Genomic DNA, 17,890 nt, shown 5'->3' on the forward strand with positions numbered 1-17,890 from the left:
TTAGGGCTGTCGGTTCTGTTATGTTGAAAGACTGTGTTGTCGAACAATTGTTTGCATCTTTTATTGTCACAATGTAAGTTCCTGCGGATAATCCTGTAGCTGTTGCCGAAGTTTGAATCGGAGTTGTATTCCAGCTATAAGAATAGCTTCCTGTTCCGCCGGAAACACTTACCGTTGCTGAACCTGTTGACGAGCCATTGCAAGTCACATCAGTTTGAGTTGGAGTTACAGTAAGTGCTGTAGGTTCTCTTATGGTGAAAGACTGTGTTGTCGAACAATTGTTTGCATCTTTTACAGTCACAATGTAATTTCCTGCCGCTAATGCTGTCGCCGTTGCCGAAGTTTGAACCGGAGTTGTATTCCAGCTATAAGAATAACTTCCTGTTCCGCCTGAAACATTTACTGTTGCTGAACCCGTCGCGAAACCGTTACAAGTCACATCAGTTTGAGTAGGAACCACAACCAAAGCTGTCGGTTCTGTTATGGTGAAAGATTGTGTTATCGAACAATTGTTCGCATCTTTTATTGTCACAATATAATTTCCTGCTGCTAATGCTGTCGCAGTTGCTGAAGTTTGAACCGGAGTTGTATTCCAGCTATAAGAATAGCTTCCTGTACCACCGGAAACACTAACCGTTGCAGAACCCGTTGCCGAACCATTGCAAGCCACATCAGTTTGAGTAGGAGTTACCGTCAAGGCTGTTGGTTCTGTTATGGTGAAAGACTGTGTTGTCGAACAATTATTCGCATCTTTTATTGTCACAATATAATTTCCTGCTGCTAATGCTGTCGCAGTTGCCGAAGTTTGTACCGGAGTTGTATTCCAGCTATATGTATAACTTCCAGTTCCACCGGAAACACTTACAGTTACAGAACCCGTTGCCGAACCATTGCAAGCTACATCAGTTTGAGTAGGAGTTACAATCAACGCTGTCGGTTCTGTTATGGTGAAAGATTGTGTTATCGAACAATTGTTCGCATCTTTTATTGTCACAATGTAATTTCCTGCTGCTAATGTTGTCGCAGTTGCCGAAGTTTGTACCGGAGTTGTATTCCAGCTATAAGAATAACTTCCTGTTCCGCCTGAAACATTTACTGTTGCTGAACCAGTCGCGAAACCGTTACAAGCTACATCAGTTTGAGTAGGAGTCACCGTCAAGGCTGTAGGTTCTGTTATGGTGAAAGACTGCGTTGTCGAACAATTATTCGCGTCTGTTATTGTCACGATATAATTTCCTGCTGATAATGTTGTAGCTGTTGCCGAAGTTTGAACCGGAGTTGTATTCCAGCTATATGTATAACTTCCTGTTCCGCCTGAAACACTTACCGTTGCTGAACCCGTTGCTGAACCATTGCAAGCTACATCAGTTTGAGTAGGAGTCACCGTCAAGGCTGTGGGTTCTGTTATGGTGAAGGATTGTGTTTTTATTGTATTAAGGGCATCTTTTACTGTTACTATATAGGTGCCTGCCTTTAGATTACTGGCAGTTGCAGTAGTCTGTACAGGATTAGTGTTCCAACTGTAAGAATAACTTACAGTTCCACCGGTTACATTAACGGTTGCCGAACCATTATTGTCACCGTTACAGCTCAAATTGGTTTGCGCTCCGGCAGAAGTAACGAGTGGAAACACTTGACTTTCATAGGCACCAATATCGATAATACCAGCGTTAGCATAATCAAACACCCTAGGATTGCCGGCAAGATCTTTGGTATTGGAGTCTAGTCCATTATAAAGGCTGTTAGACCCCTTGTTCACAAGAGGACTATTTGCTGTTAACGCATAATTACCAGTAGTAGAAGGTGCGTTACTGTAAGTGTTTGGACTTACAAATAAAGGATCGATTGAACCATCTATAATATTATTAGCAGCATCTGCATTTATACCCTGCACGAGGCTATAAACGATAGTGTTTGGATCAGAACTGCCGGTGCTAATAATACCATCGCTATTGCCATAAATAATACTATTTTGTACAATAATGCTTGCACCTTGCGTATAAATAGCCCCATTGTTGCTACTATTTCCACTTATGACCGAATTAATGAAAGATATCTTACTAGTGTTATTTATTATGTATACACCTCCTCCGTTATCATTAGCTTTATTGCCTGAAATTTCTGTGTTTTTAAATACAGTAGTTGAAATAGATCCTATAAAAATAGCCCCGCCATTCATAGCGCTGTTGCCACTGAATGTAACCCTTTCAAAAACCGAAGCATTATTGGAGAGCGAGTGAACAGCTCCGCCATAGGTGGCTATATTATTTTTAAATATCGTATTCTGAATTATGGGATTGGATCTTGAGTATAATTCAAGAGCACCTCCAGCGTTGGCCGTGTTTTCAAGGAACTGAATGTTGGACAGCACAGGAGAAGACTCTACAAGTATCATGCCTCCACCTTGAGAACCAGATAGAAACTGCCCATTTAGTGGTAAATAACCAGTCCCGTTGGCATACCCTTTTGTAATAGTGAAACCATTCAGTTCGGCATTACTTGCTCCATCTGCCATCACTACGACATGATAAGCATTGTCTGTAACATTATTTAGTATACCCAAATCACCACTTAAGATTGTTTTGTTAGCGGTGAGTGTAAGATTACGACTAGCAAGGGTTGTTTCTGTTCCGGCAAAACCGCCATACATTTTTACATCTCTCAGCATTACAAATGCCTTATTCCTGTTATCTGTGCTGCTAAAATCAGCTGCATATTTAGGATAATAGGTTCCACCAGCTACCCAAATTTGCTTTACGGTTCCGGCAGTACTTGTATTTAGTGTTTTTGCCATACGTAAAGCTTCACCAAGATTGGTAGCTGCATTCGTCCAGCTGCTGCCTGTACCAGAGCCGGTAGCGTTAGTGTTTACATATATAATACCGTCTGTATTTAATCCCTGGTATTCATAAGCACCAATATCAATAGTACCCGAATTATTGTAATTATATATACGAGGCTTACCTGCCAAATCTTTAGACGACGCGGTTAAACCAGAGAAAAAGCTATTACTACCTGCATCTATACCAACACTGCCAGAGCTTAATCGATAATCACCGCCACTGAAAGGAGCGGTTGTATAACTAGGCGCATTTACAAAAGATACCGGTGATGAACCATCAAGAATATGATTGGTTGCATCTGCAGCTATATTTTGCACAAGGCTATAAACGACAGTATTTGGATCAGAAACACCTGAACTGATTACACCATGACTATTGTCATAAATAATACTATTTTGTACAATAATGCTGGCACCTTGCGTATAAATAGCCCCATTGTTGCTAGTATTACCACTTATGACTGAGTTAATAAAAGATACCTTACCAACGTTATTTAGTATGTATACAGCTCCTCCGTTCTCTAAAGCTTTATTACCTGAAATTTCTATGTTTTTAAATACAGAAGTTGAATTAGATCCGATATAAATGGCCCCGCCATGCGAGTTAGCTTGGTTACCACTGAATGTAACCCTTTCAAAAACAGAAGTATTACCGGAGGTTATGTAAACGGCTCCGCCAAGGTAGGCTAAATTATTTTTAAATACTACATCTTGTAAAGAAGCATTAGATCCTGATTGTAATGCAAGACCAGCTCCATTGGAGGCTGTGTTTTGCACGAATTCTAAGTTGGCCAGCACAGGAGAAGCTGCTACCAGTGCCAGACCTCCACCATAAGGACCAAGTAAGGTCTGCCCATTTACTGTTAAACTACCACCCTTACCGGCAGATCCTCCTGTAATAGTAAAACCATTCAGTTCGGCAGTACCTGCTGCACCTGCCATTACTACAACATGATAAGCATTGTCTGTAGCATTATTTAATATACCCAAGTCACCACTTAAGATTGTTTTGTTAGCAGTAATCGTAAGATCACGACTAGCGAGGGTTGTTTCTGTTCCTGCAAAACCGCCATACATTTTTACATCTTTCAGCATTAGAAATGCCTTATCTCCTTCAAATCCGCTGCTGAAATCGACTGCATATTTAGGATAATAAGTTCCACCAGCTACCCATATTTGCTTAATGGTTCCGGCAGTATTTGTATTTAGTGTTTGTGCCATAACTAAAGCTTCACCCAGATTGGTCGCTGCATTCGTCCAGCTGATGCCTGTACCAGAGCCGGTAGCGTTAGCATTTACATATATAATTCCGTCTGCATTTATTTCCTGATATTCATAAGCACCAATATCAATAGTACCCGAATTATTGTAATTATGTACCCTAGGTTTACCTGCCAAATCTTTAGTATTGGAGTCTAGTCCATTATAAAGATTGTTAGCCCCCTTATTTATAACGGGACTGTTTGCTTTTAAAGCATAATTACCAGCGGTAGAAGGCGCATTATTGAAAGCGTTTGGACTTACAAATAAAGGATCGATGGAACCATTAATAGTGTTATTAGCTAAATTTGCATTTACCCCTTGCACGAGGCTATACACAATATTGACGGTAGAAGAACTACCACCATTATTGGTAATACCGTGACTATTGCCATACATAATGCTATTTCGTATAGTAATGTTGCCCGTGAGTATATAAATAGTTCCATCACTGCTGGCATTACCACTAAATACAGTATTGAGAAAAATAACGGTAGATGCGATATTATCACCTATTAAGACAGCGCCTCCGTAACGTGAAGCTTTATTACCAGTAACCTGTACGTTTTTAAATACAGGAGCAACAGAATTTACTAAATTGATAGCCCCGCCATCTGATGAAGCGCTGTTGCCACTGAACGTAACTCTGTCAAAAACAGAGGTATTACCGTAGCGTATAGTAACACCTCCCCCGAAGTCAGCTGTATTATTTTTAAATACCACATCCTGTATAGAAGCATTGGCTTCAGTGAGTAATGCCAGTGCACCTCCGGACTTTGCTGTGTTAGCTATAAATTCAAGATTGGCCAGTACCGGAGAAGCAGACACTAGCTGCATAGCACCACCAAAAGATCTGTTTACCGCATTACCATTCGTTGTTGTTAAACTTTGGATTCCGTTGGCATAGCCTCTTGTAATAGTAAAACCATTCAGTTCGGCAGTGCCCGCTTCACCTGTCATGACTACAACATGATAAGCATTATCTGTAGCATTATTTAACGTACCGAGTTCGCCACTTAATATCGTTTTGTTGGCGGTGAGCGTAAGATCACGGTTAGCAAGGGTTGTTTCTGTTCCGGCAAAACCTCCATACATTTTTACATCGATCTGCATTAAAAATGTTACGTCTCTGTTATCTGCACTGCTGAAATCAGCTGCGTATTTAGGAGAATAGGTTCCACCAGCTACCCAAATTTGTTTAATAGCAGTATTAGTAGAAGCCTCTAGCAATGCATCGGCGAGTTCACCGGTAGCACTGGCCCAGCTGCTTCCGTCGCCCGTAGCACCTTTTTTAACGTAAACAACGCCATCAGCATTAGGAGTAACAGCATCATATATTGGCAAAACACGATTGATAGGGACTTTATCTATTCCTGAGATTGGAATAGTAATCAAAGTATCGCTGGATGAACCTGAATTATTAGTTTTCCAAGTCGGTATAAAAGTATTTGTATTTGAATCCGGAGCTGTTATTTTAGCCTGAATTTGGACAATGACAAATAAAAAAAGTAATAAAGTGTAAAGTTTTCTCATAGAAACTACGTTTTGGAGCACAACAAAGTGTATTTAATGCGGCAAAAGTATAGTCTAAATTTTAACAATTTGGCTTTGTAAATACGAAGCAAATTGAAGAAGTGAAATCAAAATGTTAAAATAATATTTTGTAAAACATTGATTTTAAATAAGTTGATAAAAAATAGGTAAATTTTTTAAAAAAACAAGAATGCAATTATTTGACAATTGTCAAACTTTATTTTTCAGATGTGTTACGAATTTGGCTACGAACCCGACTTAAAGTTTCAAGATTAATACCCAAAAACGAAGCAATATATTTTAGGGGAATGCGTGTCGAAAGATGTTTATAGGTTTTTAAAAAATATTCGTACTTGATTTCGGCTTTACTTAGACGTCCCATCAAAGCTCTAACTTCTGCATCCGAATAGTATTTTTCATAAAAACGTCGCGCGGTTATATTAAATTCAGGTTCAATATCATACAAATGCTGTAAGTCTGAGTGTTTCATACCCAGAAGGGACGAATCTTCAATAGCTTCCATATTTTCATAACTTGGAATTTGTAATATGAAACTATGAATTGAGGCCACCAACTCATTTTCTACTGTAATCCAGGTTGTAATTTCCCTATTAGAATCTTGTACATAACCTCGAATAGCTCCTTTATTCACAAAATAAATCATATCGCAAATTTCTCCTGCCTTATGCAATTTTCTGCCTTTTCTTACCTCAAGTGGGTAGGTATTTTCGATAAGAAATTTTTTAGAGCCCTCACTGATAGTATATACGCTGTTAAAAACGTATAAAAGTGTAGCAGCTTCTTCAGGAGTACTATGACGTACGTGATGATTCAATTGATTCATAATTGATTTTAAAATTTTATTGTTTTAGTTTGCTTTTTAAGTCAATGTATAATTGTTCATGATAAGGAAGACAATTTTTAAATAAAAAATAATTACTCTTTATAGTCCTCATCGTTCACAATAGTTAATAAAGCTTCAAAATCAATTCATTTGGTTTTTTTTTGATGAATTTTAGAACTACAGCTTACTTCGTAATTAATACTGTCCTTTAATTTAAATTTTATGTGTGCTTCAAATCTACTATATTTCATTAAATTTTTGGTTGAATAATTTATCTTTTAATCTGAAAAATTTGAGACACTAAAGCAAAGATGGATGGAATTAGAAATTATAGCAGTAATTTGGCTACGTTTTGATAAATTAGGCTAATTTTTGTTGAATATGCTGATTGATTGGCTAGAAAGAAAGAGGAAAATTAACTATAAAAATATTAAATAATGGGATTGGAACAGGCGCGCGAACATTTAAAAAAATGGAACAAGGATTCAGAAATTGTAATTCTTAATACTTCAAGTGCAACAGTAGAATTGGCAGCAGAAGCTCTTGGTGTTACCGGTGGAGAAATAGCCAAGTCGATTTCATTATACGATAAGGAGGGAGGCGTAATTTTGATTGTAATATCGGGATATCAAAAGATAGACAGTAGCAAATTCAAGCAGGAATTTGGTTTAAAAGCCAAAATGTTGACTTTTGAGGATGTTGAATCTTTGGTAGGGCATCCTGTTGGTGGTGTCTGTCCATTTGGGGTTAATAAAAAAGTTCGGGTTTTTCTCGATGAATCACTTAAGAAATTTGAATATATCTATCCAGCTTGCGGAAGTGTTAATTCAGCAATTCAGCTTACGACTACAGAATTGGAAAATTTTTCAGGATCTGAAAAATGGGTAGATGTTACTAAAGAATAATACGGACAAAGAAAATAAAATAATAATTCAAGATATTTATTGTCTATAAAAAGCTCCATTATTTCTAATGGAGCTTTTTCATCATTTTTATTTCAAAAGAAAGATTGCTTTCATTGTTCGTCCTTATAATTAATTAAACGAATGTCTAAATTCTAAAAGAGAGGGCAGTCTTTGTTTTATACAATTTTTAGGATTTTCAGACATAATAAGTAGATAAGAAAATAATTTCTGCTTCTGGATTTTTTTTTCTAACTGAGTCATCTTTTAGTTTTTAACATAAAAAATGATTAATATTGCTTTTTTAGATTCTCACCCCTTTTAATTAATGTCTGTTTATAGTAAATATGCTGATCATATTTTATTAAATTTTCTTAAAGAAGATGATCAATTAGCGTATACAGAAATTTTTGAAAGGTATTGTAAAATTCTGGTGAACCATGCCTATAAAATATTAGGTAATCGTGATGAAGCAAATGATGTTGTTCAGGAAGTATTTTTATCTATCTGGAACAAACGCCATGAATTAACAATCACAGGGTCTCTTTCCTCTTACTTATACAAAGCAACAAAAAACAGAATCCTAAATCATATCGCCCACGAAAAAGTGGTTTTGCGTTATGCCGATTCAATTTCAAACTTTATTGAAAAGGATTATGTATTCGCAGATTCAAATCTTAGACAAGAAGAATTAGAAGCTATTATTGCTAAAGAAATTGCTTTGCTTCCTGAAAAAATGCGCGAAGTTTTTCTTTTAAGAAAAGTAGAAGAACTTTCGTATGATGAAATTGCACTTCAATTAAATATTACAGATAAAACAGCAAAACAACAGGTATATAATTCACTAAAAATACTAAGGGAAAAACTCAAGTCTTTTATGAGTGTTTTTATTTGGTAAAATATAATATTGCTTTTGTTAATTTCTATGATATAATCTAGTCATAACATCTTTGTTAGTGAACAAAATTTAACGTTGTTGTAGAATTGTTAATGATATAATAATATTTTTTTAATTTTTTTTTGTCATCATCTATGACAAAAGTTATTTATAACTGTCTTACTTAAAACAGGACAAAATTTCTTGTTGTAATTATGAATGAAACTGAAATTTTAGCGTTGCTACAAAAATACCAGAATGGTTCTTTATCCAGTGAAGATGAGGATAAACTAGATGCGTGGTATTTGCACAAAGCTTCTAATAGCTCAATGCAACTTAACGAGTACGAACTCGAAGATAGTTACCAATACCTAAAATCGAAATTGCCATTACAGCAAGAAACAAAAGTAATTAGTATTTGGCCACGTGTTGCTGTTGCGGCATCAATAGCTTTATTGTTGGGCACGGGAATATTTTATTTCACAAAACCAAAAGAGCAAATTATTCAGGTTGCTGCGAAACAACAGGAAATTGCTCCGGGAGGAAATAGAGGAATCCTGACACTTTCAAACGGAAAGCAAATTATTCTGGCTAATATTTCAGCAAAAGACACTATTGCCAAAGAGGGAGAAGAAGTAACAATTAAGATGGGCGCAAATGGAGTTATAACATATGTGATAAATCCAGATGCAGATACTTCAAAAGAAGATCCAAATTCATTCAATACACTTTCTACACCAACAGGAGGACAATACAATATTGTTTTGGCAGATGGAACCAAAGTATATCTAAATACGGTTTCCTCTATTAAATATCCAACCCAGTTTAATAGTGATCAAAGAGTTGTCGAGCTAGAAGGAGAAGCTTATTTTGAAGTGGCTAAAAATAAAAATAAACCTTTCATCGTAAAATCTGCTAATCAGACTATAGAAGTACTTGGAACACATTTTAATGTACATGCTTATAATAATGAAACAGTTGTAAAAACTACTTTATTGGAAGGAAGTGTTGCGGTTACTTATAAAAATGAAAAATCAGTTTTAAAACCCGGACAGCAATCCAGTGTGTCAGATAACTTTACTAAAATTAAAATTAGAGAAGTCGATACCGAAGCCACAATTGCCTGGAAAAACGGTCGATTTAAATTTGATAATGCCGATCTTAAAACAGTAATGAAACAATTGGAACGCTGGTACGGAATTAAAGTAGAATACCGTGGCGATGTCTCTGATGTACGATTTAACGGAGGTACGTTTATGAATAAAAATTTGTCTGAAGTATTAAAAGTACTTGAGCTTAGCGATATAAAATTTAAGGTCGAAGGAAAAACAATTATTGTGTACCCCTGATTTTAAATTTACCTGAATATATTGAGACTATAAACTAAAAAACCAGAAGCAGTTGCGATGCTTCCGGTTTGTTTTAAAAGTTCATAGCCAATATAAGTTGTCCACCTATTGTTTAACTAAAACCAATGTAAATGTATGAAATTTAATTTACAACCAAAAAAACCTTACAAAAAACTCGGAAAAAAAAATCCGAAAATTAATTCTTCAACCAATTTATGGGCGTTTAGTGCCCTGTTCATGCTCCTTTGCAGTTTTGCAGGTCAGGCACAAAATATTACCATTAATTTTAAAAATGCACCACTTGAAACAGTTCTGACAGAAGTGGCAAAACAAGCTAATTACGAGGCTTTTTACACTCAGAATTTACTCAAAAACTCAAGTCCTGTAACTATTAATGTTAAAAATTCTCCTTTAAAAGAGACTTTAAATTTAATTTTTAATAATCAAAATTTAAAGTACACGATTACCAATCAAACGATAGTGGTGACTCCACTGAGAGGCGAAGATTTGGGAAACGGAGTAACGGACGTTCGAGGAAAAGTACTAAACAACAAAAATGAGCCTTTTCCGGGAATCAATGTCTATGTTCAAGGCACAAATAAACATGCAATAACCGATTTTGACGGAAGCTTTACTCTTTATGATGTGCCGAATAATGGTACAATTGAGTGTTCTGGTTTAACTATTGAGAAAACATTATTTCCTATTAACGGACGTAATCTCATGACACTTATAGTGGTAGAGAAAACATCTGAAATGAAAGAAATTGTAGTAACTGGTTATCAAAATATTGCACGTAGTCGATTTACCGGTGCAATTACTAAAATTGACGAAAAAACTTTAAATGAAAATATCAATACTAGTTTATCAACAGCATTAGAGGGGCGTGTGGCTGGTTTAATGTTTCAAAAAAATGTAACTGGTTCAGACGCAGATAAGCCAATATTAAGAGGAATGGGGACTTTTTCTCCTACAGTTGGCTACGCACCGCTTTTGGTAATTGATGGTTTGCCAACCGAATTGACTCTGGAAGATATTAATCCTTATGATATCGAAAGTGTCAACGTTCTTAAAGATGCAGCGGCAGCCTCTATTTATGGTTCAAGAGCAGCAAACGGAATTATAGTTTTAACGACTAAAAAAGGAAACGGTAATTTGAAAGTAAGCATCAATTCTGATTTCTTTATCTCTACAAAGCCAAATTTGAGAGATATGAATTATGCCTCTACAAGTGATATAATTGATTTTGAGCAGAATGTATATGATAAAGAGCGAGCAAGATTTGCAAACACGGCTACTATGTTTAGCAGTTATGGAGATATTGGAAGCAGTAACCCGAAATATTACAGCCCTCTTTACCAGCTGAACAGAAACTTAGAAGATGGAAAAATCAGCAATGCAGATTATAGCAATGCAGATTATAGCAATACTATTGCGCAATGGAGAAAAAACGACTATTATAAAGATTACAGGGATAATGTATGGCAAAATGAATTGAGACAGCGTTATAATGTTGCATTTTCGGGCAGCAGCGCGAAGCAAAATACGTATGTGTCATTTAATTATGATCAGGCAAAAGGCCGTATAATAAACAACGACAGCCGTGCATTTAATCTTTATGCAAAAACCAGTTTTCAGGTAAAAGACTGGTTAAATGCTACTATTGGATTAAATGCAACGTATAGTAACGACGATGCTACTGATGGTGATTTTGGTAATTATGATATTCAAAAAAGATACGAGCGTATTACGGATGATAATGGAAATCGTGTACTATCATCATTTGTAGGTATTAAGGATGGTTTTACCTCAAGCAGTGTTATTAACCCGGCTATGGCAGAAAAAATAGCCGCTTTAAGTGGTTTTAAACCCATAACTTTTAATGTTTTAAATGCACTTGATGAAGGTATTGTACATCAAAACTCTTTGAGTGTAAGAGCTTTTGCAAACCTGAAAGCTAAAATCTGGAGAGGCTTAAGTGCAAGTTCACAATTTCAATACGAATCAAAAAGAAACGAAAACGAGTCGTATTACGATGTTAATTCTTATAAAATGCGTTATGCTATTAATGCTTTAACAGGATATAATGCTACTACGAATGCTTACACCAATGTAGAAGGAGTTTCAACAGGAGGCCGATTCAAACAAATAAGCAGTCAGGTTAATAATTATTCTTTTAGAAATCAGTTAGATTTTAATCAGGATTTTGACGGAGGCAGACATTATGTTAGTGCCATTGCCGGTTTTGAAATGAGAGAAACGTATGTGCCTAAAACTGTTGAGCAGTTACGATACGGCTATGATCCTGTTACACTTAGCTCTGCTGTACTGAACAGTCTTGCATTAAGTCAGACTGGTGTTTCGAGTTATATTTATGGAAATAATCAAACTTTGGCAGCGGGAACAAGAACGCAGAAAGAAGTTTTACATCGTTATTTTTCAGTATTTAGTACTTTAGGTTATACTTTTTTATCTAAATATAATGTAACCGGAAGTTACAGGGTAGACAGAGCAGATTTGTTTGGAGTAGATCCGAAATATAAAAACCGTCCGTTGTGGTCTGCAGGTTTAGGCTGGAATATTAGCAACGAAAATTTCATGAAAGGAATTGAATGGGTTAGTGCGCTAAAACTAAGAGCAACTTATGGTGTAAACGGAAATATAGATCAGTCTACAACTCCATACGTGACTGCTACAAGAAAAAACGATAACTTATATCAATCGTTGCAATACACAAGTATCACAGATCAGCCAAATCCAATGTTGAGATGGGAAAAAACACAAACGACCAACTTTGGTATAGATTACAGTTTGTTTCTAAGTAAGTTAAGAGGTAGTATCGATATTTATAATAAATACAGTACCGATTTGCTGGCTACAACAGATTTAGATCCTACCGTTGGTGCATTGAGCCGAAGAATTAATGCCGGAGCTTTGCTAAACAGAGGAATTGAATTTAGTGTTGGTTCTGACTGGTATAATAATGGAAATTTCCATGTTAGTTCTAATGTTGTTTTGGCCTTTAACAAAACGACTGTTAAAAAAGTAACCAGAGCACAATCAAGTGCATCAGTTTATGTTAGTTCACCTATAGATTACTTTTTAGAAAATGAGGGATATAACAGTTTGTATGCTTACAAATATGGAGGAACAGTTAATGGATACCCTTATGTTTTAGATGAAAATGGAAATCCATCAATCACTTTTGATGCCAATGGAAACCCGGTAGCAAGCAGTATAAAAATAATCAATAATACTGCAGCCCTGGTAAATAAGGGAAGTTTAATACCAACTTATACCGGTTCGTTGTCACAACGATTTTCTTACAGACAATTTGACCTGAATCTGTTATTTGTTTTCTCAGGAGGAAATGTAATGCGTAAAGAAACGCTTGATATGAGTACAGATGCAGTAAATCTTTCAGGTATTACAGATCGTTACACTGATACAAATCAAAATGGTAACACTCGTTTATATGTAGATTTTGCTGATAATCTTAGAAATACCTCTTATGCCGGAACAATCAGCAGCCAATGGCGAAATTCAGATGTAAATGTTGTCGATGGAGATTACGTCAAACTTAGAAACATTTCATTAGGTTATAATTTACCAAAATCGTTCGCAAACAGAATTAAAATGTCATCGGCTAAATTTACTTTTCAGGCAAATAATCTTTGGTATTGGAGTGCTGCCGGAAATCATATAGATCCGGAAGTTTATTCAGCTAATTCAGGAACACGTAATTTACCATTGCCTGTAACTTATTTATTTGGTTTTAACCTTACTCTTTAAAAAAATGAAACACATATATACAATAACACTGTCGCTGCTGATGTTAACCGTAACATCTTGCGAAGACTACACAGATGTTACACCAAAAGGGGCTTTAGTTGTAGAAACAGCTGCACAATATTATGACTTGGTATCACTGCCAAACAGAGGATATCCAATCAATAACTTTCAGTATTTGGTAGACGATCAATGGATGAAAGAAGGAGACGTAATAGGAAAAACACCCAACATCAATATTATCAATTTTACTTTTGATGAAACTACAGATAGGGTTTCCTTATTAACAAGTTCCAGTTTTTACAGTCAGGCATACGCTTATATCAACAGATGGAATACCATTATTACATTAGTGGATGACAGTAAAGGAGATGCAGCTACAAAACAATTGGCAAAAGCCGAAGCCAAAATTAACAGGGCATACGATCACTTTTTGTTAGTAAACACTTATGCAAAAGGCTATGATCCGCAAACTGCTACTACAGATGGAGGAATTTGCATCATGGATAAATTTGATTTGGAGTCACAGCCATCAAAATCTACTGTAGCAGAAGTTTATGCATTTATTCAGAAAGATATAGACGAGGCACTACCATATCTTCAGGAAAAACCAGTTGATGTTTACCATCCGTCATTGGCATTTGCTTATGCATTTAAAGCTAAAGTGCATTTGTTTAAACGTGAAATTGCCAGCGCTAGAGAAGCTGCAGAAAAGTCACTAAGCTATAATAATAAAATATTTGATTTGGTAGCTTATAATGCACAAGGCGGACCAGCTGCAATTTCTGTACCTGCAGCAAATAATGTTGAGGTACTGAGCTACCAGTATATGACCGGTTACAACGAGATGAATTTTGCCTATCAATATCTTATAAGTCCGGAATTGAGAACTTTATTTGGCACAAACGATGCACGTTTTAATTTGTTTTTTAATACGACCAGCACAACAAATCTGGATCAGGGTTCAAATGCAGCATATTGGTCAATGGCATATACGAAATTCTTTTATTCTACAGTTGGAATGAAAACAACCGAAGTTTATTTGATGTTGGCTGAATGTTATGCGAGAGAAGATAAATTTACTGAAGCGGTTGATGTTTTAAATACATTAAGAGCAAAACGTATTTTATCAGGTACTGTAAATTTAGCTGTTCCAACGACGAGAAAAGAAACAATGGAACTTGTTATAAACGAACGCAGAAAAGAATTGCTTTTAGGTTTTAATCGTTTTTTTGATCTTAAAAGATTAAACACTGAGGCAGATTATGCAAAGACAGTTACCAGACTATTTCCACTTGTGAACAAAACCGTTGCCCAAAAAACGTATATTTTACAGCCTAATTCAAGATTGTATATTATACCGTTTCCATTATCGGTGCTTACAAAAAATCCAAAACTTACCTTAAACACAGACGAAAAAGTTCCATTCTAATCCTAATGAAGAAATTATTTATACTAATAATCATGCTGCTTGCCGGACAACAGCATGGTTATTCACAAACTCCGGCAGAAAAAAAAGCAGATAGTACCAGTACACAGTCAAAAGGTTTACAACCCTACGATAAAGTAATTAAAGAAGGTGCTAAAAGCAAATTAGGTCTCTTTACGGTTAGTCAGGTAGATACGAAATACTACTTTCAAATTCCGGACAGTTTGTTTAACAGATATATGCTGGTAGTAACCAGATACCTTACTACTCCAGAAGGTTTTGGACGTTTTGGAGGTGAGAAAGGCAATGAACAAACTATTTACTTTGAAAAAGGGTCTAATAATACCGTTTTTTTAAGGTCAATGCAGTACAAACAAGATGTTCGAAACGCAGAATCGATGTTGGCAAAAGCATTAGCCGGAAGTAACGAAAATGCAATTGTTACCGCTTTTCCAATAAAAACAATCAATCCTGCAACGGGAGATATTGTCATTGATGTAACAGATGCTTTCAAGAAAGAGAATGCGATGTTTTCTTTGGCAAGTCAGGAGAAAACAGAAAAAAAACTAACCTCTCTCGCTGATGATAAATCTTTTATAGAAACTGTAGATGCTTATCCAATCAACATTGAAGTAAAAACTACAAAAACCTACACGCAAGCTACGGCAAGTAGTGGGAGCATGACGTTGCGATTAAACACATCAATTGTACTGCTTCCAAAAACGCCAATGCGTAAACGTTTTGCAGATGAAAGAGTGGGGTATTTTTCGAATAAATATGTTTTGTTTGATGACGATGCACAGCGAGCCGAAGCAAAGTTTATTATTCAGCGTTATCGTTTAGAACCAAAAGACAAAGACATTAAGAAATATCTAAATGGCGAATTGGTTGAACCTAAAAAACAAATTGTTTATTACATTGATCCGGCAACGCCAAAAAAATGGAGACCCTATTTAATTGCGGGAATCAACGATTGGCAAAAAGCTTTTGAAGCAGCAGGTTTTAAAAACGCTATTGTTGGTAAAGAATGGCCGGAAGATGATAAAACAATGAGTCTGGAAGATGCAAGGTATTCTGTAGTAAGATATTATGCTTCTGAAACTTCTAATGCTTACGGACCTCATGTGAGCGATCCCAGAAGCGGAGAAATCATCGAAAGTCATGTAGGATGGTATCATAATGTGATGAAATTAGTGCAAAAGTGGTACATGATTCAAGTAGGACCTTTAGATCCAAAAGGCAGAAAAATGCACTTAGATGATGAAGTAATGGGGCAATTAATTCGTTTTGTTTCTTCTCATGAAATTGGGCACACTATTGGTTTACGTCATAATATGGGAGCAAGTAGTGCTACTCCGGTAGAAAAACTAAGAGATAAAAAATGGGTTGAAGCAAATGGTCATACCGTTTCTATAATGGATTATGCCCGTTTTAATTATGTAGCGCAACCAGAAGACAATATTAGTGCGCAGGGTATTTATCCTCGTATTGGTATCTACGATAAATGGGCTGTTAAGTGGGGTTATGACTATTTTCCGAAAGCTAAAGATGAGTTTGAAGAAGAAAAAATACTAAGCAAAATGGCTACTGATAGTTTGACTGCTAATCCTAAATTATGGTTTGGAGGCGAAGGAAAAGACGAAGATCCTCGAAGTCAAACAGAAGATCTTGGTGATGATGCCGTACTTGCCAGTGATTACGGAATTAAAAATTTAAAACGTGTTGTGCCTCATCTTATTGAGTGGACTTATGAGCCTAACGATCCTTATGATAATTTATCAGATATGCATAAAGCCGTTGTGAGACAATATGGTTTGTATTTATATCATGTGCTAAAATATATTGGCAACAACTACATTACCAAAAGAACTGTTGATGAAAAAGGTTCAGTATATCAGCCTGTTCCTAAAGCAAAAGTAAAAGCGGCTGTAGATTATGTAGGCAGACAATTATTTGCAGCTCCTCTCTGGATGTATCCTCAGGAAATAGGTCAGCTAATTCCTTTAAAAACGGCAGATGAAATATCAGATCAGCAAAATCAGGTATTAAATATGCTTTTAAGCTCCGGTATATTATACAATATCAGTGTTAAAGCAATGCAATTTGAAGGAGCGTATACAGTTCCTGAATTTTTAAACGATTTAGAACAAACTGTTTGGGTAAATTTTAGTGGTAATGAAAAATTAGATTTTTACAGAAGAGGTTTACAACGCAGTTATGTTGACAAGCTAAGCATGCTTTTGTTACCTAAAGAAGTTGAACCCGGTAAAGCTTTAAATGCTGCACAACGTAGTGATGTGAGGTTGTATGGAAAACAACATCTTTTAAAATTAAGAACTGATGTTACAAAGTTAATGAGTGCATCAACAGGATTAAACAAGGATCATTTTGAAGGTATTTTAATCGAAATTGATAAAATTATTTCAAAACTAAATAAAACCGATATATGAGAAAATTATTAGTTATAGCATTTGTTTGCTTTAGCACTTTAGCGCAAGCGCAGTTAACATCAAAAGAAGAAGTAGCTCCAGAATTAGTAGAAAAACGCGAAGCACAGAAAAAGGAAATTACGAATAATTATCTGGCTTTAAAAAACAATCTTGTGGTTTCAGATAGTTTGGCAGTTGTTACAAATGCAGCCGCATTAAAAAAATCATTAAAAGATTTCAGGTTTAAAAAGCTAAGTCTGGAAGAAATGAACGAAGCCACAAAAAAAAGAAAAGAACTTATAGACCTTGCTACTGAAGTAACAGTAACTAAAAATATCAATAAGCAGCGCAAAATTGTTCAGTTGCTTTCGGTTAAATTTTGGGAGCTTGCGCCTAAATTCAAGGCCGCTGATACTGCATTATATTTACAGGTTTGTCCAATGACCAGTGCAGTATGGGCGAGTGACAGTAAGGAAATCAAAAATCCTTACTATCCAAAAAATATGTTGACCTGCGGTGAAATAAAAGCAAGTTTGTAGATTTTTTTAAATTGATTAGTTGGATAAAATACGGTATTCTGAAAAGGTGCCGTATTTGTCTATTTATATAAAAACGATATTGTCAGGAAAAAAGCAA

Annotated in this window: 9 protein-coding genes; 7 read left to right on the forward strand and 2 right to left on the reverse strand. The window is 35.8% G+C overall.

Annotation, left to right across the window (positions count from 1 at the left end; translation table 11 throughout):
• Both GKZ86_RS24440 and GKZ86_RS24445 read right to left on the reverse strand, forming a co-directional pair.
• Positions 1-5,635: choice-of-anchor Q domain-containing protein (locus GKZ86_RS24440; protein ID WP_305069149.1), on the reverse strand; the 5,635-nt coding region annotated here is incomplete at its 3' end.
• Between the two features lie 217 nt (positions 5,636-5,852).
• Positions 5,853-6,479 carry a Crp/Fnr family transcriptional regulator gene (locus GKZ86_RS24445; RefSeq protein ID WP_154785641.1) on the reverse strand — a complete coding sequence of 209 codons (627 nt, stop codon included), beginning with the start codon at positions 6,477-6,479 and terminating at the stop codon, positions 5,853-5,855.
• A gap of 437 nt (positions 6,480-6,916) precedes the next feature.
• On the opposite strand from GKZ86_RS24445, the gene GKZ86_RS24450 reads away from it, so the two are divergent.
• From GKZ86_RS24450 to GKZ86_RS24480, 7 genes are all read left to right on the forward strand, one after another.
• Entirely contained in the window at positions 6,917-7,384 is a 468-nt protein-coding gene (locus GKZ86_RS24450) for a YbaK/EbsC family protein (RefSeq protein WP_154785642.1), read from the forward strand.
• A gap of 325 nt (positions 7,385-7,709) precedes the next feature.
• Positions 7,710-8,279 (forward strand): RNA polymerase sigma factor, encoded by a 570-nt coding sequence (locus tag GKZ86_RS24455; protein ID WP_154785643.1) that lies wholly within the window; start codon positions 7,710-7,712, stop codon positions 8,277-8,279.
• A 194-nt stretch (positions 8,280-8,473) separates the two neighbouring features.
• The gene (locus GKZ86_RS24460) at positions 8,474-9,607 is read left to right on the forward strand and encodes a FecR family protein (protein WP_154785644.1); all 1,134 of its coding nucleotides are present in this window, start codon (positions 8,474-8,476) and stop codon (positions 9,605-9,607) included.
• Between the two features lie 135 nt (positions 9,608-9,742).
• Positions 9,743-13,399, forward strand: coding sequence for a SusC/RagA family TonB-linked outer membrane protein (locus GKZ86_RS24465; protein WP_154785645.1), 3,657 nt, complete (start codon positions 9,743-9,745; stop codon positions 13,397-13,399).
• Between the two features lie 4 nt (positions 13,400-13,403).
• The gene (locus tag GKZ86_RS24470) at positions 13,404-14,828 is read left to right on the forward strand and encodes a RagB/SusD family nutrient uptake outer membrane protein (RefSeq protein ID WP_154785646.1); all 1,425 of its coding nucleotides are present in this window, start codon (positions 13,404-13,406) and stop codon (positions 14,826-14,828) included.
• Between the two features lie 5 nt (positions 14,829-14,833).
• Positions 14,834-17,275, forward strand: coding sequence for a zinc-dependent metalloprotease (locus tag GKZ86_RS24475; protein WP_154785647.1), 2,442 nt, complete (start codon positions 14,834-14,836; stop codon positions 17,273-17,275).
• Positions 17,272-17,793: a DUF3347 domain-containing protein gene (locus GKZ86_RS24480; protein WP_154785648.1), complete on the forward strand. Its 522-nt coding sequence runs from the start codon at positions 17,272-17,274 to the stop codon at positions 17,791-17,793. Before GKZ86_RS24475 ends, GKZ86_RS24480 begins: the two co-directional genes overlap by 4 nt.
• Positions 17,794-17,890: the final 97 nt, after the last annotated feature.

The sequence above is a fragment of the Flavobacterium sp. LC2016-13 genome, from assembly GCF_009707955.1.
Classification (GTDB): domain Bacteria; phylum Bacteroidota; class Bacteroidia; order Flavobacteriales; family Flavobacteriaceae; genus Flavobacterium.